Source organism: Pseudooceanicola sp. (genome assembly GCF_041987405.1).
Lineage (GTDB): Bacteria > Pseudomonadota > Alphaproteobacteria > Rhodobacterales > Rhodobacteraceae > Pseudooceanicola.
This window is the reverse complement of sequence record NZ_JBHIWR010000004.1, coordinates 17848-36794: the sequence shown is the minus strand read 5'-3', so window position 1 is coordinate 36794 and position 18947 is coordinate 17848. Positions and strand designations below refer to the sequence as shown.

18 protein-coding genes are annotated in these 18947 nt (G+C 64.8%); 6 read left to right on the top strand and 12 right to left on the bottom strand.

Features of this window, described 5'->3' with window-relative positions; translation table 11 throughout:
- Nucleotides 1–7: 7 nt before the first annotated feature.
- Together pgl and zwf are read right to left on the bottom strand one after the other, a co-directional pair.
- On the bottom strand, nt 8–679 hold the full coding sequence (pgl, locus tag ACFC2Y_RS11240) for a 6-phosphogluconolactonase (protein WP_375172980.1): 672 nt from the start codon (nt 677–679) through the stop codon (nt 8–10).
- A complete protein-coding gene (zwf, locus tag ACFC2Y_RS11235; RefSeq protein ID WP_375172981.1) occupies nt 676–2130 on the bottom strand; it encodes a glucose-6-phosphate dehydrogenase in 1455 nt (484 codons plus the stop codon). The genes pgl and zwf overlap by 4 nt, the downstream gene beginning before the upstream one ends.
- 173 nt (nt 2131–2303) lie before the next feature.
- On the opposite strand from zwf, the gene ACFC2Y_RS11230 reads away from it, so the two are divergent.
- Complete coding sequence (locus tag ACFC2Y_RS11230; RefSeq protein WP_375172982.1) at nt 2304–3248, top strand: radical SAM protein; 945 nt, start codon at nt 2304–2306, stop codon at nt 3246–3248.
- 182 nt (nt 3249–3430) lie between these two features.
- Here ACFC2Y_RS11230 and ACFC2Y_RS11225 read toward each other — a convergent pair whose 3' ends face one another.
- Nucleotides 3431–3700 carry an usg protein gene (locus tag ACFC2Y_RS11225; RefSeq protein WP_375172983.1) on the bottom strand — a complete coding sequence of 90 codons (270 nt, stop codon included), beginning with the start codon at nt 3698–3700 and terminating at the stop codon, nt 3431–3433.
- Nucleotides 3701–3893: 193 nt separating this feature from the next.
- On the opposite strand from ACFC2Y_RS11225, the gene gyrA reads away from it, so the two are divergent.
- The 3 genes from gyrA to ACFC2Y_RS11210 all read left to right on the top strand — a co-directional run bounded on the left by gyrA (nt 3894) and on the right by ACFC2Y_RS11210 (nt 8759).
- Nucleotides 3894–6632, top strand: a complete 2739-nt coding sequence (gene gyrA, locus ACFC2Y_RS11220) for a DNA gyrase subunit A (RefSeq protein WP_375172984.1) — start codon at nt 3894–3896, stop codon at nt 6630–6632.
- On the top strand, nt 6632–7495 hold the full coding sequence (locus ACFC2Y_RS11215) for a LysR family transcriptional regulator (protein WP_375172985.1): 864 nt from the start codon (nt 6632–6634) through the stop codon (nt 7493–7495). The genes gyrA and ACFC2Y_RS11215 overlap by 1 nt, the downstream gene beginning before the upstream one ends.
- A gap of 559 nt (nt 7496–8054) precedes the next feature.
- Nucleotides 8055–8759: a hypothetical protein gene (locus ACFC2Y_RS11210; protein ID WP_375172986.1), complete on the top strand. Its 705-nt coding sequence runs from the start codon at nt 8055–8057 to the stop codon at nt 8757–8759.
- On the opposite strand, the gene ACFC2Y_RS11205 is transcribed toward ACFC2Y_RS11210, so the two are convergent.
- The 3 genes from ACFC2Y_RS11205 to ACFC2Y_RS11195 all read right to left on the bottom strand — a co-directional run bounded on the left by ACFC2Y_RS11205 (nt 8760) and on the right by ACFC2Y_RS11195 (nt 12185).
- Complete coding sequence (locus tag ACFC2Y_RS11205) at nt 8760–10235, bottom strand: carboxypeptidase M32 (protein WP_375172987.1); 1476 nt, start codon at nt 10233–10235, stop codon at nt 8760–8762.
- Between the two features lie 3 nt (nt 10236–10238).
- Nucleotides 10239–11372: a heme A synthase gene (gene ctaA / locus ACFC2Y_RS11200; protein WP_375172988.1), complete on the bottom strand. Its 1134-nt coding sequence runs from the start codon at nt 11370–11372 to the stop codon at nt 10239–10241.
- 78 nt (nt 11373–11450) lie between these two features.
- The gene (locus ACFC2Y_RS11195) at nt 11451–12185 is read right to left on the bottom strand and encodes an RNA methyltransferase (RefSeq protein WP_375172989.1); all 735 of its coding nucleotides are present in this window, start codon (nt 12183–12185) and stop codon (nt 11451–11453) included.
- 108 nt (nt 12186–12293) lie between these two features.
- Between ACFC2Y_RS11195 and ACFC2Y_RS11190 the strand changes: the two genes are divergently transcribed.
- On the top strand, nt 12294–12926 hold the full coding sequence (locus ACFC2Y_RS11190) for a thiamine phosphate synthase (RefSeq protein WP_375172990.1): 633 nt from the start codon (nt 12294–12296) through the stop codon (nt 12924–12926).
- On the opposite strand, the gene ACFC2Y_RS11185 is transcribed toward ACFC2Y_RS11190, so the two are convergent.
- The 3 genes from ACFC2Y_RS11185 to ACFC2Y_RS11175 form a co-directional block, all read right to left on the bottom strand.
- The gene (locus ACFC2Y_RS11185) at nt 12912–13748 is read right to left on the bottom strand and encodes a lysophospholipid acyltransferase family protein (RefSeq protein WP_375172991.1); all 837 of its coding nucleotides are present in this window, start codon (nt 13746–13748) and stop codon (nt 12912–12914) included. The genes ACFC2Y_RS11190 and ACFC2Y_RS11185 overlap by 15 nt on opposite strands.
- Nucleotides 13745–14539 carry a GNAT family N-acetyltransferase gene (locus ACFC2Y_RS11180; RefSeq protein ID WP_375172992.1) on the bottom strand — a complete coding sequence of 265 codons (795 nt, stop codon included), beginning with the start codon at nt 14537–14539 and terminating at the stop codon, nt 13745–13747. Before ACFC2Y_RS11180 ends, ACFC2Y_RS11185 begins: the two co-directional genes overlap by 4 nt.
- 120 nt (nt 14540–14659) lie before the next feature.
- The gene (locus ACFC2Y_RS11175) at nt 14660–14839 is read right to left on the bottom strand and encodes a DUF3553 domain-containing protein (RefSeq protein WP_375172993.1); all 180 of its coding nucleotides are present in this window, start codon (nt 14837–14839) and stop codon (nt 14660–14662) included.
- Between the two features lie 35 nt (nt 14840–14874).
- Between ACFC2Y_RS11175 and ACFC2Y_RS11170 the strand changes: the two genes are divergently transcribed.
- Entirely contained in the window at nt 14875–15480 is a 606-nt protein-coding gene (locus ACFC2Y_RS11170; protein ID WP_375172994.1) for a histidine phosphotransferase family protein, read from the top strand.
- Between the two features lie 12 nt (nt 15481–15492).
- Here ACFC2Y_RS11170 and ACFC2Y_RS11165 read toward each other — a convergent pair whose 3' ends face one another.
- Genes ACFC2Y_RS11165 through obgE form a run of 3 tightly spaced genes read right to left on the bottom strand, consistent with a single transcriptional unit; the run spans nt 15493 to nt 18929 of the window.
- Entirely contained in the window at nt 15493–16758 is a 1266-nt protein-coding gene (locus ACFC2Y_RS11165) for a glutamate-5-semialdehyde dehydrogenase (RefSeq protein WP_375172995.1), read from the bottom strand.
- Nucleotides 16759–16770: 12 nt separating this feature from the next.
- Nucleotides 16771–17892, bottom strand: coding sequence for a glutamate 5-kinase (gene proB / locus ACFC2Y_RS11160; RefSeq protein WP_375173723.1), 1122 nt, complete (start codon nt 17890–17892; stop codon nt 16771–16773).
- Nucleotides 17889–18929: a GTPase ObgE gene (gene obgE, locus ACFC2Y_RS11155; RefSeq protein ID WP_375172996.1), complete on the bottom strand. Its 1041-nt coding sequence runs from the start codon at nt 18927–18929 to the stop codon at nt 17889–17891. The genes proB and obgE overlap by 4 nt, the downstream gene beginning before the upstream one ends.
- Nucleotides 18930–18947 lie beyond the last annotated feature (18 nt).

The window sequence follows — 18947 nt, the reverse complement described above, 5'->3', positions numbered from 1 at the left end:
TGCCCGATCAGTCGGCATAATGAATCCGGGCCTCGCCAAGCAGGCAGGCCACCGGAGCCTCCGCCGGGGGGAGTGTCGCGGCCCGTTCGACGGCGGATTTCTTCTCTTCTCCCATGATGAGGAGGTGAATATCCATCGCGTTCCTCAGCACGGGCGCGGTGAGTGTGACGCGCGGTTCCGGCGCGCCGGGGGCACGCATCGGCAGCAGGACGGGGGCGTCTTCCGCCAGCCCCTCCTCCAACCGGTCGGCGCCGGGGAAGAGCGAGGCGGTGTGCATGTCGGCGCCCATGCCGATCAGCATCACGTCGATCGGCAGGCTTTCGGCAATCGCGGCGCTGAGGGTGTCTAGGCTCTCTTCCGGTTCGGGCGTCGGGGCGTAGAGCGGGATGAGGCGGGCCGCCGCAGCGGGGCCGGTCAGCAGGGTGCGGCGCAACAGGGCGGTGTTGGAGCGATCGGAGCTTTCGGGCACCCATCTTTCATCGGTCAGCAGGACATCGACGCGGTCCCAGGGCAGATGCACCTGGGACAGCGCGTCGAAGACCGGACCGGGAGAGGTGCCACCGGGGACGGACAAGGTCACCCGGTCCTTGTGATGCAGCGCGGTGACAAGGGCATCGGCCAAAACCTCCGCAAGTTCTAGGGCCAGCATGTCGCGGTCGGGGTAGTCGGTCCAGTTCACGCCCGGATCTCCCTCCAGCGGCGGCCGTCATGGTGGATCAGTTCCAGCGCATCCTCGGGGCCGGAACTGCCCGGTTCGTAGGGCACGGGACGGTCGCCGCGTTTTTCCCAGCCCTCGATGATCGGATCGGTCCAGGCCCAGGCGGCCTCCACCTCGTCACCGCGCATGAAGAGCGTCTGGTTGCCGCGGATCACGTCCATGATGAGCCGTTCATAGGCGTCGGGCACGTCTTCGCCATCTGGGCCAAGCGCCTCGGCGAAGGTCATGTCGAGCGGCACGTCGATCAGGCGCATGCCGCCCGGCCCCGGTTCCTTGATCGTCACGTCCAGGTCCATGCCCTCGTTCGGTTGCAGGCGGATCGTGAGGATATTCCGGTGGCGGCCGCTGTCGTCGTCGAAGATGGAATGCGGGGTTTCCTTGAAGATCACCGCGATCTCGCTGGCGCGGGCCTTCAGCCGTTTGCCGGTGCGCAGGTAGAAGGGCGTGCCGGCCCATCTCCAGTTCGAAATGCCGACGCGCAGGGCGATGAAGCTTTCGCTGGTGGCCTTGGGGTTTTCCACGTCCGCCGCGTAATCCGGTGTCTCGGGCCCCTTGCCGTACTGGCCGCGTACGATTTCACCCGGGGCGACCTCGTTCAGGGCGCGGATGACCTTAAGCTTTTCGTCGCGCACGGCGTCCGGGTCGAACTTGGCCGGCGGTTCCATCGCGATGAGGCAGAGCAGCTGCATCAGGTGGTTCTGCACCATGTCCCGCATCGCGCCGGAGCGGTCGTAATATTCGCCCCTGCCCCCGACGCCGACGGTTTCGGCAACGGTGATCTGGATGTGGTCGACGTATTGCGAATTCCACAGCGGTTCGAACAGCATATTGCCAAAGCGGACGGCCATGAGGTTCTGCACCGTCTCCTTCCCCAGGTAATGGTCGATGCGGTAGATCTGGCTTTCGGGGAAATGCTGGGCCAGCGTGGCGTTCAGCGCGCGGGCGGTTTCCAGATCGCGGCCGAAAGGTTTTTCCACCACGATCCGGCTTTCGCCATCGGCCAGCCCATGGGCATGCAGGCGTTCGGCCAGCGGGCCGAAGAGGCTGGGCCCGACGGAGAAGTAATAGGCGCGGATCTTGCCCGGCTTCATCATCTCGGCCAGTTGCGGCCAGCCGGTGTCGCCCATGGCATCGACATGGACATAGTCGATCTGCTTGAGGAAGGCGTCGAGCGTGCCCTCCTCGCAGGTGGTGGTGGTGTTGAATTCGCGAATCGCCTCCGCCACGACCTCGCGGTAGGCCTCCGTCGTCAGGTCGGAACGCGCGGCGCCGATCACGCGCGATCCCCCCTCCATCTGGCCGGAGCAGAAGCGCCGAAAGAGCGCAGGCAAGATCTTGCGCCGGGCGAGGTCACCGGTCCCGCCGAAAACGACGAGGTCGAAGGGGTCGACCGGGATAACGCGAGAGGCCATGAGAGATCCTTTCGTGCCGCGGGGGCAATTGGGGCCGCAGGGGCGAGTTTGGGCGCTAACATAGCGAGTGGCCTGCATTTCACAATGGCAGCAGGAGAGATCGTAAAGTTTGCCCTGCCCCTGTCCAGCCGCTAGACCTGTGTCCACCGGACATTTCTGCGCGCGAGGCGGACATGAGAGACCAAACGGCCGCCAATTTCGGCAAGTTCGCCGACCCCGATGTGACCGCGAAGGGCGAGGCGCGGGCGCGGGTGACGCTGGAGGGTATCCGCACGCTCTGGATCAATACAGGAACGCTATGCAATATCGCCTGCTCGCATTGCTACATCGAAAGTTCGCCCAGCAACGACGCGCTGGTCTATCTGTCGGCGGCGGAGGTCGCGCAGGCGCTGGAGGATGTGCTGGCGGCAGGGCATCCCGTTGAAGAGGTTGGCTTTACCGGGGGTGAGCCGTTCTTGAACCCCGAGTTTCCTGCGATGGTGGAGGATGTTCTGGCACGCGGGTTGCGGGTGCTGATCCTGACCAATGCGATGCGCCCGATGATGCGGGTGCGGTGCCGCGAGGCGCTGGCGCGGCTGGAGCGGGCCTACCCCGGTCAGATGGTCTGCCGCGTCTCGCTGGATCACCACACGGCACCGGTGCATGAGGCGGAGCGTGGCGCGGGCAGTTTCGAGGAGAGCCTTGTCGGGCTTCGCTGGCTGCGCGATCAGAGGATCGCGCTGGCCGTCGCGGGGCGCGGGTTTACCGGTGAGACGGAGGCTGAGATGCGGGCGGGCTATGCCGCGCTGTTTGCGCGTGAAGGCCTGCCGATTGATGCGGGGGATCCCGGCGCCCTGGTGCTTTTCCCGGAGATGGACCTGGGCGTCGAGGTGCCGGAGATCACGACCGCCTGCTGGGGCATTCTGGACAAGCGACCGGGGGATGTGATGTGCGCCTCCTCCCGCATGCTGGTGAAGCGGAAGGGGGAGGATGTGAGCTATGCCGCCTGCACACTGCTGCCCTATGATCCGCAGTTCGACATGGGGGCTGCGGCGCCGGAAATCGGGCAGGAGGTGGCGCTGAACCATCCGCATTGCGCGAAGTTCTGTGTGCTGGGCGGGGCCTCCTGCGCGGCGTGAGGGGGGGGTGATGTGTCCCGGCCTTGCGCCGGGACCGCGTGGGGCAGGTCACTGCCGCGGGGCGCGGGCGCGTTTGGCGCGGGGCCCCGGCGCAAGGCCGGGGCGTGGTTGAGCAATGTGGCGCGAGGCCCCGGCGCGGGGGCCGGGGCGTGTTGGTGCCTTGTGACACGGGCGCTCGCGCGTCAGTGCAGCGTCAGCTCTCCCACGCAGTTGCGCCATTCGCCGGAAGCGATCTGCTTGCGGTGCGTGAAGCGGACGGAATGCAGGGGACCCTCGATTTCGTCCTGCCAGAATTCGATGAACTTGAAGAGCTTCGGATGGTCCGGGGCCAGATCGTAATCCTGCCAGACAAAGCTGTTGAGGACGTTCTTGTAATCGGGCATCCGGTAGAACAGCTCCGCCGTGGTGAGACCATATCCGCGGAGCATCATTTCCGTATCACTCATCGTCATGCGAGACCCTCGATTTGTTGATGGTAGGAAAATGATGACGCAGCCGGATTAAAAATCAACAAAAACAGCTTGTTATCAATCCCGAGGGATGAGTGACAATGCGCCGTGCCGGTTGCCATTGCACCCCAGAAAGCGTGGGTGCTATAGTCGCCGACAACAAGATATAGAAGCTTCCGAATACAGGGCCACAGACGTGACGGACACTCCAGAACCCCCTGAGAATGATGAGGAAATCCAGCGCCCTGCCTACGACGGGCCGACGGTGTCGATCACCGACGAGATGCGGAATTCCTATCTCGACTACGCGATGTCGGTCATCGTGGCGCGGGCGATTCCCGATCTGCGGGATGGCCTAAAACCTGTGCACCGTCGCATCCTCTATGCGATGAGCGAGGTGGGGAATACCTTCGACAAGCCCTATCGCAAATCCTCGCGCCCCGTGTCGGACGCCATGGGCAAGTATCACCCGCATGGTGATTCCGCGATCTATGACGCGCTGGTGCGGATGGCACAGAGTTTCTCCATGTCGCTGCCGCTGCTGGACGGTCAGGGCAACTTCGGTTCGATGGACGGGGACAAGGCCGCGGCCTTCCGTTACACCGAGGTGCGGATGGCCAAGGCCGCGAACTATCTGCTGGAAGATATCGACAAGGACACGGTCGATTTTGAGCTGAACTACGACGGCAAGGACCAGGAGCCTGTCGTCCTGCCCGCCCGCTTCCCGAACATGCTGGTCAACGGGGCCGGCGGGATCGCGGTCGGCATGGCGACGAATATCCCGCCGCACAACCTGGGCGAGGTCGTGGATGCGACGCTGGCGCTGATCCAGAACCCGGACATGTCGGTGGAGGATCTGATCGAATATGTGCCCGCCCCGGATTTCCCGACGGGCGGGATCATCCTGGGCCGTGGCGGGGCGCGCAAGGCGTATACCGAAGGGCGCGGATCGGTCATCATACGCTGTAAGCAGCATGTGGAGGAGATCCGCAAGGAACGCTACGCCATCGTCATCGACGAGATCCCCTACCAGGTGAACAAGGCCGCGATGATCGAGAAGATCGCGGAACAGGTGCGGGACAAGCGGATCGACGGCATCTCGCATGTGCAGGACGAGTCGGACCGGCACGGCGTGCGCGTGGTGATCGAGCTGAAGCGCGACGCGACGCCGGATGTGGTGCTGAACCAGCTGTGGCGGTTCACGCCGATGCAGACGTCGTTTGGCTGCAACATGCTGGCGCTGAACGGCGGGCGGCCCGAGACACTTACGCTGTATGGTTTTCTGTCGGAATTCATCAAGTTCCGCGAGGACGTGGTGGCGCGGCGCACCGCCTACCTGCTGCGCAAGGCGCGGGAGCGGAGCCATGTTCTGTGCGGTCTGGCGGTTGCCGTGTCCAACGTGGACGAGATCGTGGCGACCATCCGCTCCTCCGCCGATGCAGCGGAAGCGCGGGAAAAGCTGATGACGCGGAAATGGCCCGCCTCCGACATCGCGGCCTACATCCGTCTGATCGACGATCCGACCCATACGATGAACGACGACGGGACCTATAACCTGAGCGAGACGCAGGCACGCGCGATCCTGGAGCTGCGGCTGCAGCGCCTGACGCAGCTTGGCGTGAAAGAGGTCACGGACGAGCTGGAAGAGCTGGCCGGGAAGATCAAGGAATACCTGGAAATCCTCGGCTCGCGCGAGCGGATCATGGGCATCATCTCGGACGAGTTGACCGAGGTGAAGGACCTGTTTGCCGTGCCGCGTCGGACCGAGATCGTCGACTGGTCCGGCGATATGGAGGACGAGGATCTGATCGAACGCGCCGAAATGGTCGTGACGGTCACCCAGTCCGGCTATATCAAGCGCACCCCGCTGGAAGACTTCCGCGCCCAGAAGCGTGGCGGCAAGGGGCTGTCGGGCATGGCGACCAAGGATGACGACGTGGTCACGTCGCTGTTCGTCGCGAATACCCATACGCAGCTGCTGTTCTTCACCACGGACGGGATGGTCTATAAGCTGAAGACCTGGCGCCTGCCGCTTGGCGGGCGGACGTCCAAGGGCAAGGCCATCGTGAATATCCTGCCGATCCCGACCGGTGTCTCTATCGCGGCGATCATGCCTGTGGACCGGGACGAGAAGGACTGGGGCGATTTGCAGATCGTCTTTGCCACCTCGGCCGGGACGGTGCGGCGCAACGCGCTGTCGGATTTCACCAATGTCATGCGCAACGGCAAGATCGCGATGAAGTTCGAGGGTGACGCCGAGGGCATGCGCCTGATCAACGCCGCGATCTGCGGGGCCGAGGACGACGTGATGCTGTTCACCCAGTCCGGCCGGGCGATCCGGTTCCGGGCGGATGACGTGCGGGTCTTCAACTCCCGCTCCTCCGTCGGGGTGCGCGGTGTGCGGTTGAACGACAAGGACGAGGTCGCCTCGATGTTCGTCCTGCCCAGTTTTGCGGCGGAATCCGATGAACGGGCCTCCTATCTCAAGATGCGCCGCGCCATGGCGGGCGACGTCGAACAGACCAATGACGAGGAAGAGGGCAACGCCGACATGCCCCTGCCCCAGGACCGCTATGCCGAGATGTCGGCGGCGGAAACGCTGATCCTGACGATCACGGCGGGCGGTGCGGGGCATATCAGCTCCTCCCACGATTATCCGCTGCGGGGTCGTGGCGGCATGGGCGTCACCGCCTGGGAAAAATCCATGCGCACGGGCGAGGTGATTGCCGCCTTCCCCGTCGAGATGGACGATCAGGTGATGCTGGCGACCTCCAAGGGGCAGTCGATCCGGGTGCCTGTGGACGGGATTTCCTTCCGGTCGCGCAGCGCGGGCGGGGTCAAGGTGTTCAACACCGGCAAGAACGAAACCGTCGTCTCGGTTGCGCGGATCGCCGATCAGGGTGACGAGGACGAGAAAGAAGCGGACGAAAGCTGATGCTGAAGGGGCGCGACTCACGGGTTCAGAACTGGGATGACCTCCGGTACCTGATGGCGGTTCACAAGACCGGCTCGATGAGCGCTGCCTCGCGTCTGCTGGATACCAACCCGGCCACGGTGTCGCGCCGTCTGGCGCGGCTAGCCGAAACCTTGGGTCACGAGCTGTTTCACAAGACCCCGGAAGGCTGGGTGGCGAGCGATGCGATCGGTCCGCTGTTGCAGAGCGTCTCCAGCTTTGAAGGCGAGATCGAAAGTTACCTCAACGCCAATGACACCAAGGGTGGGCAGCTGAGCGGGTCGATCTCCATCGGGATGCCGGGATCGCTGGCCAACGGGGTGCTGTATCCGCGTGTGTCGGATCTGGTGGCGGAGCATCCGGGGATCCGGCTGAACCTGCATGCCCAGACCTACCGCGAGACGCTTGGCGAGAATGACATGATCATCTCTCCGATCCGGCCGCAGCACGGACGCTTGATCGTGAAACCCATTGGACGGGTGCATGCCAACGTCTACGCCATGCCCGACGGCCCGCGCGCCGGGGCCTGGATCGGTCTGCTGCGCGATCACGACGCCTATGAGCCTATGCAACGGGCGATCGACGTGATGGGCGGTCAGCCCCCCACGCTGCGGGTCGAGACGCTGCATGACGTGGCCGAGGCGATCCGCATCACCGGCCTGCCGGGGCTGACGCTGCGCATCGAAGCTTCCATGGAACCGCAGATGGTGCTGTATGATTCCCAGGCGCCGGACAACGAAACGGCCCTGTTCCTGTGCTATCACGAAACGCGGCGGCATGACCCGCTTTTGCAAGCTGTGATTGAATGGGCCACCGGGGCGTTCGAGGCGTGTGAGCACCTATAGCATCACATCTGACGCTAATTCGCGTCACCATTAACGCAATTCTAGCGTTGTTGTGTCAGGTGACGCTTATGGCCCACACAACCCTTGCTTGCGCAACTTTAGCGTGAAATAGATATCCCCATACCGCATCTAACGGTGCGGAAGACTGGTTCGACACCACGACGGTCAGCGGGGCTATCCACCCAACCAACCCGCTGCTCTCTGGTCAGAACCGGAGCTCTTCCTTCTCTGGAGGGCAAATTCGGAGCGGCTGATGCAGTCCCGGACCACGGTCCAGGCAGGCGTTCCAACAGTGTGGAATGGCGTCTACCCCGCCAAACCCTCAGCATACTGGGTCGGCCCATGGCCGACCCATTTTCTTTCCACAGACCACCGGATTCGCCCTGAATCAGGCGCCCCAGCCTTCCGGTTCACGCATAGCTGATGCACCGGGCCCATTGCGACGTCTGTGCCCCATCCCAATTGCCAAATTTCCATGCCATAGAAGATTGATAGGCAACAGGACCCGGTGGCCCGCCTGCTTTGCATTTCGCACGTCGTGGATTTGAAAGGATTTCCCATGACCAAAACTCATCCCAGCCCTTACCTGGCCGCGGCGCTTGCGCTGACGGTCCTGGCTTTCCCTGCGCAGGCAGAGAACACGCTGCACGGCGAGCTCAGCTTCGAACTTGGGCGGAACGTTGATAAAAGCCGCAATTTCAAACATATCGCGACATCGCTTGGCACGACGTTTGCCAATGGGGTCGGTCTGCAGCTCGACCTCAGTGTCGGGAAGTATGAGCAGGTGACCTCAACCCAGCCCACGGCCGGAATCCATGTCTACTATGCCCCGTCCGACGACTGGGCGATCGGGGCCTTCCTTGTGGGCGAGGATCAGCGGCCCGGGAACTATGCCTATTTCGGCGTGGAAGCGGCCTATGACTCCGGTCCCTTCCAGGCCGAAATCTACGCCGCCTATCGCGATGACCGCGCCGCGACCTTCGACGGCGAGCGGTTCGGGATCGAACTGGCCTATGCGCCGGAGACGTGGAGCGGTTTCGGCCTGTTCGGCGCGGCGCATGCAGAAAGCGGGCTGCCTACGGGCAGCAAATCCATCGCCTATCTCGGTGCGGAATATGGGTTCAAGAACGATACCAAGGTGGCAATGACCGTCGGCCAGACCGATCTGAGCGAAACGGTCGTCACGCTTGGCTATCATATCGACTTCGGCCGTGGCGCGACCTTCTCGCGGCGCCACAGCCAGGGGGTCTTTGACGGCTATTGATCAGAGATCGTAGAGCTCTGTGAACTTCGCCTCGATATAGTCCAGCAGCGGGGCCGCGGTCGGCGCGGTTCCGCAGGCCTTTTCGATGACCTCGGCCGGGCGGTAGAGGCCGCCGTGACGCTGGACGTTGTCGTGCAGCCAGGTGGTCGCCGGGGCGGTGTCGCCCTTCGCCAGGTGTGCGTCCAGGTCCGGAACCGCCTTGCGCATCGCCGCATTCAGGCAGCCGGCGTAGACATTACCCAGGGAATAGGTCGGGAAGTAGCCGAATAGCCCGACCGACCAATGCACATCCTGCAGACAGCCGAGAGAGGCGCGCGGGACATCATAGCCGAAATCCGCCTTGAAGCGGTCGTTCCAGGCGGCTTCCAGATCGGCGGGTTTCAGATCGCCGCTGACCATGGCGCGTTCCAGATCAAAGCGTAGCATGATGTGCAGGTTATACTGCAACTCGTCCGACTCGGTCCGGATGAAGGCCTTCTGGACGCGGTTGACGGCGTGATAGAACCCCTCCGCATCCGCAACGCCGATATCGCCGAAAGCGGCGGTCATCTGGTCGAAGAGCCATCCGGTGAAGGCGCGGGAGCGGCCGATCTGGTTCTCGTAGATCCGGCTCTGGCTTTCGTGGACCCCCATGGAGACGCCCTGCCCGAGCGGCGTGAAAAGGTATTCGGGATCAATGCCTTGCTCATAGCAGGCATGGCCGACCTCGTGGATCGTGGAATAGAGGCAATTGAACGGATCATCGGGGCTGGTCCGCGTGGTGATCCGCGCGTCGGACCCGCCGCCGGAGGAAAACGGGTGGACCGATCGGTCCAGCCGACCCCTGTTGAAGTCATAGCCGAAGGTCGCAGCGAGCGCCCGTGCCAGTTCCATCTGCTTGTCATCGCGGAACGTGCCGGTCAGCCCCTTGGGTTCGGGCTTTTCCAGAACCCTCTCGCGCAGGGCGGTCAGGCGGGGGCGCATCTCCCCGAACATCGCGTCGAGGCGGGCGGCGGTCATTTCCGCCTCGTAATTGTCGAGCAGCGCGTCGTAAGGATCGCCGCCGTCGGCCAGGGCCTGTCCCTCCTCCTGGCGCAGGGCGACGACCCGCTCCAGCGAGGGGAGGAAGGCCTGGAAATCATCCGCGGCGCGGGCGGCGGCCCATGTCCCCTGCGCGACGGAGGTGACGCGCGCGATTTCGGCGGCGAGTTTCGCGGGCACCTTCTGCGTCTTGTCATAGTCGCGGCGGATGTGGCGCAGCATGGCGGCCTGGGGCGCGCTCATTTCCGTGCCGTCGGCGGCGGAGAGCCAGTCGGCGATGCGCGGATCGGTGCGGCGGGCGTGCAGGATGCCCTGGATCGCCGCCTGTTCCTCGCCCCGCTGTTCGGCGGCGCCGGGGGGCATCATGGTTTCCTGATCCCATTCCAGACGTCCGGCGATGGCGGCCAGCGCCTCGGTCTCTTTCTGGAATTCCAGCAGGTCGGTGAGTGCGGACATCGGTTAACCTCGGACGGATTGGGGAACGGGATAGGCGGCGTGGAAGCGCGCGCGCAGGATCAGCACGAAAAGCGCCACGGCCAGCAGTTGGTGCGTCAGGGCGACATGGAGTTGGGCGGCGGAGATTACAGTGTAAATCCCGAGGGCGATCTGACCGACCAGCGCGATGAAGGCGACCAGGAAGGCCCCGGCGGTCACCCGGTTCGCGGCCCGGCGGGATTTGAGGAAGACCATGATCCCGAAGGCCAGAAGCAGGTAGCCTGTCATCCGGTGGATGAACTGCACGAGGCCGGGGTTTTCCAGGAAATTACGCCATGCGGGCTCCAGCATCAGCGGATCGGGGGGCAGGAAACCGCCGCCCATGGTGGGCCAGTCGGTATAGCTGCGCCCGGCGTCGATGCCGGCGACCAGCGCGCCGATCACGATCTGAAGGAAGGCGAAGTGCATCCAGCCGGTGCCGAGCGAAAAGAGTTTCGCATCGCGGGAGCGGCGGGCCTGCATCAAATCGCGCTCCGGTCGCCCGAGCAGAAGCACATACCAGGCGATGAAGCCGAGGATCACGAAGGCCAGGCCCAGATGAACAGCCAGCCGGTAGGAGGCGACCGAGAGCATCGTGCCCTCGAGCCCTGAAGACACCATCCACCAGCCGATTGCACCCTGAATACCGCCAAGCGCGCCAATCCAGACGAGACGTCCGGTCCATCCGGTCGGAATTTTCCGAAACGCCAGAAACCCGACAAAGCCAAGCGCCCAGACCAGGCCGATCACCCGGCCAAGCTGCCGGTGGCCCCATTCCCACCAGTAGATCTGTTTGAAATCCTGCAGTTCCATCCATGCGTTCTGAAGCTGGAATTGGGGGATCTGCTGATAGAGTTCGAATTCGGCCTGCCAGTCGGCCTCGTTCATCGGGGGCAGCGCGCCGGTCAGCGGTTTCCATTCGGTGATCGACAAGCCGCTGTCGGTCAGCCGGGTCAGCCCGCCCACGGCGATCATCACGACGACGAGGGCGAAGAGCACCATCAGCCAGATACGGATCGCCCCCCGCGCACCGCGTTTCGCCCGGTCGATGCCGCCGGTCTGAACCTCCGGTCGGGTGTCGGTCTGGACCTCTTCGAAAAGCTTGCGTTTCTCGGCCATTGTCTGCCTCTTCATCAGTCTCGGCGCCCAATCGACGCGAAGGTAATGCCGCCGCCCTGCCCCGTCCAGCGGTTGCGCCTAGCTGTCGCGGGTCTTCCAGCGGACCATCTGGCGCATCACGCCATGCAGGGTCTGCACATCGGCGCGGGTCAGCGGCATGCGCGACCAGAGGTTGCGCAGGTTCAGTTTCATCGTCTCGGCCTTGTGGTCGGGGAAGAAGAACCCCGCCTCCTCCAGCCGCTCTTCGTAGTGCTCCGCCAGCTTCTCGACCTCGACCCCGGTGGCCCAGTCGGTGCCCGCCATGTCGGTGCGCTCCGCCGGGGTCTCCACCGTCTGGCGGCGCCATTCATAGGCGCAAAGCAGCACGCATTGCGCGAGGTTGAGGGAGGCGAAATCGGGGTTCACCGGCACGTTTATGATCGTGTTGGCGCGCACGATGTCGTCGTTTTCCAGCCCGGCGCGTTCTGGGCCGAACAGGACGGCGACCTTTTCGCCACGTCCGATCATTTCCGTCGCCATTTCCATGGCGCGCTCGGGGGTGACCACGGGTTTCGTCAGGCCTCGGGGCCGCGCCGTGGTGGCAAAGACATGGGTGCGGTCCTCCAGCGCGGCGGCCGTGGTGTCGAAAAGCCCGGCTTCGTCCAGCAGGCGACCCGCGCCGGAGGCCATGGCGACGGCCTTCTGATTGGGCCAGCCGTCGCGCGGCGCGGTGAGGCGCATCCGGTCGAGGCCGAAATTCCACATGGCACGGGCGGCGGCGCCAATGTTCTCTCCCATCTGGGGACGGATGAGGACGAAGACGGGCTGGGACATGGGCACTCCTTGCTGCTCAGGCCTGTTAGCGCCGGGGCGCGCGGGGAACAAGCCTTTGCGCCGCCAAGGTTTCGCAGGTATACCGCCGCAACTTGACGGAGATTCCCCATGGCCCAGGATGAACAGGCCCCCGAGCGGCCGCAGATCTACCTGATTTCCCCCCCGGATTTTGAGCTGAGCAGCTTTGCCGAGGCGCTTGGCGGCGTGCTGGACGCGGCGGAGATCGCCTGCGTCCGCCTTGCGCTCGCCTCGCATGACGAAGGGGAAATCGCGCGGGCCGCCGATACCCTGCGCGAGGTCTGTCATCAGCGTGACGTGGCGCTGGTGATCGACAACCATATCCTGCTGGCGGAACGGCATGGGCTGGACGGGGTGCATCTGTCCGATGGCGCCCGGTCGGTGCGCAAGGCGCGCAAGCAGTTGGGCAATGACGCGATTGTCGGCAGCTTCTGCGGCGCCTCGCGCCATGACGGAATGACCGCCGGTGAGGCCGGGGCGGATTACGTCAGCTTCGGTCCCGTCGGGGCCACGGCACTGGCGGATGGCGAGGCGGCGGATTTCGAGATCTTCGAATGGTGGTCGCAGATGATCGAAGTGCCCGTGGTGGCCGAAGGCGGGCTGAGCCGGGCGCTGGTGACACAGCTTGGCCCGGTCACGGATTTCTTCGGCATCGGCCCGGAGATCTGGAAGGCCGAGGATCCCGCCGCCGCGCTGGCGGATCTGCTGTCAGGCCTCCAGTGACCGCCGCTCCGGCGGCATGGCGTTTCTGACGATCTCTTCACAGGCTTTGGCGAGCGCCTTGCGATCGGGGTAGTCCGCGACGCGCAGGGGCGTGTGGTAGATCACCTCGACACTGCCCTGACGGCGCGCGCCGAGGATGCGGACCAGCGACCAGCCAAAGTCCATATCGCCCCACCATCCGTAGAAGGTCGGCTCCTTATCATCGGGGGCGCGATAGATGACGGTGACCGGCTGAACGCTCAACTTATCCCGTAAGTCCGGGTGGTAGAAGGCGGCGAACAGCGTGGTCTTGAAGGGCAGGACATGCATAGCGTCGGTCGAGGTTCCTTCCGGGAAAAACAACAGCTTGTGCCCAAGAGTTAATCTATCGCGAAAGACCTGTTCCTGCGCCTTCGCCTCGCCCCGGACCCGGTTGATGAAGATCGTCCCGGTGGCCCGCGCCAGCCAGCCGATGCCGACCCATCCGCGCACCTCGGCCTTGGAGACGTAGTAGATCCGCTTGGCCGCATGCAGGGTGAAGATATCCAGCCAGGAGGAGTGATTGGCGACGATCGCCCCGTGTTCCGGCATGGGTTTGCCATGGTGCGAAAACCGCATGCCGGAGATGACAAAGAAGCTGTGGCAGACGAACTGCGTCAGGTAGGGGGTGAAGGGGCGGCGCATGCCGTAGATCCAGCGTTCGGGCTGGCGCAGGATCAGCAGGATGGCGAGCGTGCCGAAACAGATGGTGCCAAAGGGAATGGCGCGCAGGATGAAGCGGAATTTCGTCGCCGCGTCCAGGGCGGGTTGCGGCGCGGGGGCCTTATCCGGGTCCCAGATCACTGGCTGCCCCCATAGATACGGGCCTGCGCCGCGCTCATCTTTTCGGTATCGAGGATCAGGCAGACGTCCGTCGTGTTGAAGGCGTGATCGACATAGGCACCCTCGCCCACGAAGCCGCCCAGTCGCAGGTAACCCTTGATCAGCGCGGGAACGGCGCGCATGGCGGCGGGGCGGTTCAGCCTGTCTTCGGGGATCAGGTCCATGGTCTGAAAGGCCTCGGACTGCGTCCGCACCCGCAGCCCCGGCGGGGCGAGGTGGCGGTGATGGAGAAGCGACAGGGGCTCCGCCAACTCCGCTATATCGGTGCCGTGAAAACTGGCCGTGCCGAAGAGAATCTCGATCCCCCGCTCGCGCACGTAATCGGCCAAAGCGGTCCAGAGGTGGAACATGCCCATGCCGCCGCGATAATCCGCATGCAGGCAGGACCGGCCCAGTTCCAGCAGCTTGCGGCCCGAGCGGCGCAGCACGGTGAGGTCATATTCGTCCTCGGAATAGAACTGCCCGATCTGCGCGGCGCCATCCTCGGTCAGCAGGCGATAGACACCGACGACCTGATCGCGGATCTCCTCCCCCCGCGCTGTGTCGAGGAGGAGGAGGTGATCGAAAAAGGGGTCGAAGCGGTCCCGCTCCAGCTGCGCCTCGTGATCGACAAGGTCACCATCGCTGCCCAGCTCGCGCACAAAGACCTGGTAGCGGAGGTGCTGCGCGGCCTCCAGCTCTGCCTCGTTGCGGGCAAGACGGACGGTGAAGTGCTGACTTGTGTCGGGCATCCGGTCGGGGCTGCTGCTCATGGTTGCGGTGGTTTAGGGCCCGGGGGGGCGAAGGGCAATCCCAGTCGGGAGGCTGTTAACGATTGGGTAAGGATGTTCAGGCATCCTGCGCGCGTGTGGTGGTGTTTGGTTAACGGGCCGTCAGGTGAACTGGGGGATCAGTGCGACGCGGCGGCCGTCGATCACCACCTTGCCCGCCTCGGGGAAGTTGACGGTGATCCGTCCCCCGATATTGGATTGAACCTGGCCCACGCCCCAGTCCGGTTGATCGGGATGGGTGACGCGCATGCCGGGTTCGAGTAGTGAATTGAGGTCGTCCATACGGGGGTGCCGCCTTCGATCAATGAGAGAGTGCCATGTCACAGGATAGCGAAACACTTGCCCGGCTGATAGGGTCGCGGATCTGCCATGATCTGATTTCGCCCGTGGGCGCTATTCAGAACGGGATCGAACTGCTGGCGATGGAGGGGCAGGCAGGCCCGGAAATGGCGCTGATCGAGGAAAGCGTGGCCAACGCCTCCGCCCGGATCAGGTTTTTGCGGATCGCCTTTGGCATGGCCAGCGACGGGCAGGCGGTCGGACATACGGAAATCCGCTCGGTGCTGGAGGACATGGGCCGCGCCAGCCGGGTCAGCTATCACTGGCCGGGCAGCGAGGATTGTTCGCGCCCGCAGTTGCAATGCCTGTTCCTGGCCATGATGTGCCTGGAAAGCGCCATGCCGCACGGCGGTGCGATCCATATTGTGAAAGAAGATTCCGCCTGGCTCGCCCGTGGCCCGGCCGAGACGGACAGGCCCGACGCGGCGCTTTGGACGCAACTGGCACGTGGCACGCCGCAGGCGGAGACCACCCTGCCCGCCCATGTGCAGTTTCCGCTGCTCATTGCCCTCATGAACGCCCGGGGTCAGCGGGCGCAGGTCGCGCGGGATGGGGAGGAGACGGTGATCCGCCTCCCCCTCTGATCTCGTCCGGCGTCAGGGGCGCACGGCCCCGTTGCCCTCCACAAGGTATTTGAAGCTGGTCAATTGCTCGGCCCCGACGGGGCCACGGGCGTGCATCTTGCCGGTGGCGATGCCGATTTCCGCGCCCATGCCAAACTCGCCGCCATCGGCGAACTGGGTGGAGGCGTTGTGCATCAGGATTGCGCTGTCGAGCCGCTGAAAGAAGCGGTCGGCGGTCGGCTGATGCGCGGTCACGATCGCATCCGTATGGTCGGAGCCATAGGTGCGGATGTGGTCGATTGCGCCGTCGACACCGTCGACCAGTTTCGCGGCGCAGATCATGTCGAGGAATTCCTTGCCGAAATCCGCCTCGCTCGCCGGACTTACACCGTTAACCTGCGCCAGCGTATCGTCGCCGCGCACCTCGACCCCCGCCTTAGTCAACGCCTCGATCAGGATCGGACCGTGGTCGGCGTAAAAGGCCTGGTCGATCAGCAGGCATTCCATAGCCCCGCAGATCCCCGTGCGCCGTGTCTTGGCGTTCAGGACGATCTCCAGCGCCATGGCGGGATCGGCCTTGGCGTCGACATAGACGTGACAGATCCCTTCGAGGTGGGCAAAGACCGGCACGCGCGCCTCGCGCTGGACCAGTCCGACCAGACCCTTGCCGCCCCGCGGCACGATGACGTCGATATGGTCGGTCATGGTCAGCATCTCGGCCACCGCCGCGCGGTCGCGGGTCGGGACCAGTTGCACCGCATCCTTGGGCAGACCCGCCTGGACCAGCCCGTCAACAAGGCAGGCATGGATGGCGCGCGAGCTGTGGAAGCTTTCCGACCCCCCGCGCAGGATCACCGCATTGCCGGCCTTGAGGCAGAGCGCCCCGGCGTCGGCGGTCACATTGGGGCGGCTTTCATAGATGACGCCGACCACGCCAAGAGGCGTCCGGACGCGGCGGATGTTCAGGCCCGAGGGCATGTCCCAATCCGCGATCACCTCTCCGACCGGGTCCCTCTGGGCGGCGACCAGGCGCAGCCCCTCGACGATGCCCTTGATCCGGTCCTCGTCCAGTTTCAGACGATCGAGCATGGCGGGCGACAGACCCTTGTCTACGCCGTAAGCCATGTCCTTTTCGTTCGCGGCGATGATCTCGTCCCGGCGACTCCAGCAGGCCTCGGCAGCGGCGTTGAGCGCGGCGGATTTGCTCTCTGGCGTGGCGAAGGCGAGCTCTGCAGCGGCGGCACGGGCCTTGGCGCCCATGTCATGCATTACCTGAGGAATGTCATCCAAATCCTTCATTTCGCTTTCCTTTCACTCCAGATGAGCCAGCATCGCCAAGTCGTCGCGATGGATGAGTGCCGCGCGGCCGGGATAGCCGAGCAGCTCTTCTATTTCTGCGGACCGGTGGCCCGCGATCAGCGAAGCCTCGACCGAGGTATAGCGCGTGAGGCCCTGGGCCAAAACCTCCTCGTTCGGGCTGACGATCTCCACCGGGTCGCCCCTACCGAAACGCCCCTCGACCCGGGCAACGCCGGCGGGGAGCAGGGATTTGCCCTGGCGGATGGCGGCAACGGCGCCCGCATCCAGGATCAGCCGGCCCCTGGGCTTCATCGCCCCGATCCAGCCCTTGCGCGCGGTGGAGGGGTCGCCCTTGGCCACGAACCAGGTGGCGGCGGCGCCGTCCTCCAGCCCCCTGACCGGGTTCATCCGGGCGCCGTGGGTGATCGCCATGGCACAACCCGCTGCGGTGGCGGTCTTGGCCGCCATGACCTTGGTCTTCATCCCACCCTTCGACAGGCCGGAGCCCGCATCGCCTGCCATCGCCTCGATCTCCGGCGTGATCTGGACCACCTGGTCCAGCCGAACCGCCGTGGCGTCCAGCGCGGGATTGGCGGTGTAGAGGCCATCGACATCGGACAGCAGCACCAGCCGGTCCGCGCCCACGGTGACGGCCACCTGGGCCGCCAGCCGGTCGTTGTCGCCATAGCGGATCTCATCCGTGGCGACCGTGTCGTTTTCGTTGACGATCGGTACCACACCGAAGCCAAGCAGCGTTTCCAGCGTCGCGCGGGAGTTGAGGTAGCGGCGGCGGTCCGTGCTGTCCTCCAGCGTCACAAGAACCTGGCCGACGGTCAGCCCATGACGGCCAAGCGCCTCGGAATAGGCGGCGGCGAGGGTGATCTGGCCGGTGGCGGCGGCGGCCTGCGCCTGTTCCAGCGACAGGACGCCCAGCCCCAGCCCCAGCACCCCGCGGCCAAGCGCGATGGAGCCAGAGGACACCAGCACCACATCCTGCCCGCGTCCGCGCAGCATGGCGACATCATCGGCCAGGCTTTGCAGCCATTCGCCGCGCAGCAACCCGGTGGCACGGTCAACCAGCAGGGCCGAGCCGATCTTGATGACGATGCGGCGGGCGTCCGAAAGGCCGGTCAGGGCTGCCACGGTTTGTCCTCCCCCGCGTCCTCCTGCCGCTCGCGCAGGCGGTCGGCGCTGATGCGATCCCGCAGGGCGCGCAGCACCTCGGTCACGCCTTCGCCGGAGGCGCCGGACATCATCATCACCGGGCCGCCCACGGCGTCTTCGAGGAAGTCGCGCTGCATCTCGCGCAGCTCGTCATCCAGGCTGTCGACCTTGTTGAGGACGGTCACCCGGGGCTTTTCGGCCAGCGCACCGCCGTAGGCCTCCAACTCGTTGATGATAGTGCGGTAATCGCCCGCGACATCATCGGCGGTGCCGTCGATCAGGTGCAGCAGGACGGAGCAACGTTCGACATGACCCAGGAAGAGATCACCCAGACCCCGCCCTTCGGAGGCGCCCTCGATCAATCCGGGAATATCGGCGACAACGAATTCCGCCCCGTCCACGCCGACCACGCCCAGATTGGGGTGCAGCGTGGTAAAGGGATAATCGGCGATCTTCGGTCGCGCGTTGGAGGTCGCGGCAAGGAAGGTGGACTTGCCCGCATTGGGCAGGCCAAGCAGGCCGGCATCCGCGATCAATTTCAGGCGCAGCCAGACCGTGCGCTCCACCGCCTCCTGCCCCGGATTTGCGCGGCGCGGGGCCTGGTTGGTGGAGGTCTTGAAATGCGCGTTGCCAAAGCCGCCGTTGCCGCCCCCGGCCAGCACGACGCGCTGGCCCAGCTCGGTCATGTCGGCGATCAGGGTCTCGCCGTCCTCTTCTAGGATCTCGGTGCCAACGGGGACGCGCAGCACGATGTCCTCGCCGTCCTTGCCGGTCTTCAGGCGCCCCATCCCGCCCTGCCCGTTCTGGGCGAAGAAATGCTGCTGATAGCGGAAATCGATCAGGGTGTTCAGCCCCTCGACCGCCTCGGCCACGACATCGCCGCCGCGTCCGCCATTGCCGCCATCGGGGCCGCCGAATTCGATGTATTTCTCGCGGCGGAACGAAATCGCCCCGTTTCCGCCGGACCCGGAGCGGAGATAGACCTTTGCGAGATCGAGGAATTTCATCTTTCTCTCCTGCCGCAA

Coding starts and splice junctions, on each gene's coding strand:
- obgE (WP_375172996.1), bottom strand. CDS start 18,929: ATGAAATTCCTCGATCTCGCAAAGGTCTATCTCCGCTCCGGGTCCGGC.
- ACFC2Y_RS11175 (WP_375172993.1), bottom strand. CDS start 14,839: ATGGACGACCTCAATTCACTACTCGAACCCGGCATGCGCGTCACCCAT.
- ACFC2Y_RS11215 (WP_375172985.1), top strand. CDS start 6,632: ATGCTGAAGGGGCGCGACTCACGGGTTCAGAACTGGGATGACCTCCGG.
- ACFC2Y_RS11225 (WP_375172983.1), bottom strand. CDS start 3,700: ATGACGATGAGTGATACGGAAATGATGCTCCGCGGATATGGTCTCACC.
- zwf (WP_375172981.1), bottom strand. CDS start 2,130: ATGGCCTCTCGCGTTATCCCGGTCGACCCCTTCGACCTCGTCGTTTTC.
- ACFC2Y_RS11210 (WP_375172986.1), top strand. CDS start 8,055: ATGACCAAAACTCATCCCAGCCCTTACCTGGCCGCGGCGCTTGCGCTG.
- ACFC2Y_RS11165 (WP_375172995.1), bottom strand. CDS start 16,758: ATGAAGGATTTGGATGACATTCCTCAGGTAATGCATGACATGGGCGCC.
- ctaA (WP_375172988.1), bottom strand. CDS start 11,372: ATGGCCGAGAAACGCAAGCTTTTCGAAGAGGTCCAGACCGACACCCGA.
- ACFC2Y_RS11205 (WP_375172987.1), bottom strand. CDS start 10,235: ATGTCCGCACTCACCGACCTGCTGGAATTCCAGAAAGAGACCGAGGCG.
- ACFC2Y_RS11190 (WP_375172990.1), top strand. CDS start 12,294: ATGGCCCAGGATGAACAGGCCCCCGAGCGGCCGCAGATCTACCTGATT.
- ACFC2Y_RS11170 (WP_375172994.1), top strand. CDS start 14,875: ATGTCACAGGATAGCGAAACACTTGCCCGGCTGATAGGGTCGCGGATC.
- ACFC2Y_RS11230 (WP_375172982.1), top strand. CDS start 2,304: ATGAGAGACCAAACGGCCGCCAATTTCGGCAAGTTCGCCGACCCCGAT.
- ACFC2Y_RS11180 (WP_375172992.1), bottom strand. CDS start 14,539: ATGAGCAGCAGCCCCGACCGGATGCCCGACACAAGTCAGCACTTCACC.
- ACFC2Y_RS11195 (WP_375172989.1), bottom strand. CDS start 12,185: ATGTCCCAGCCCGTCTTCGTCCTCATCCGTCCCCAGATGGGAGAGAAC.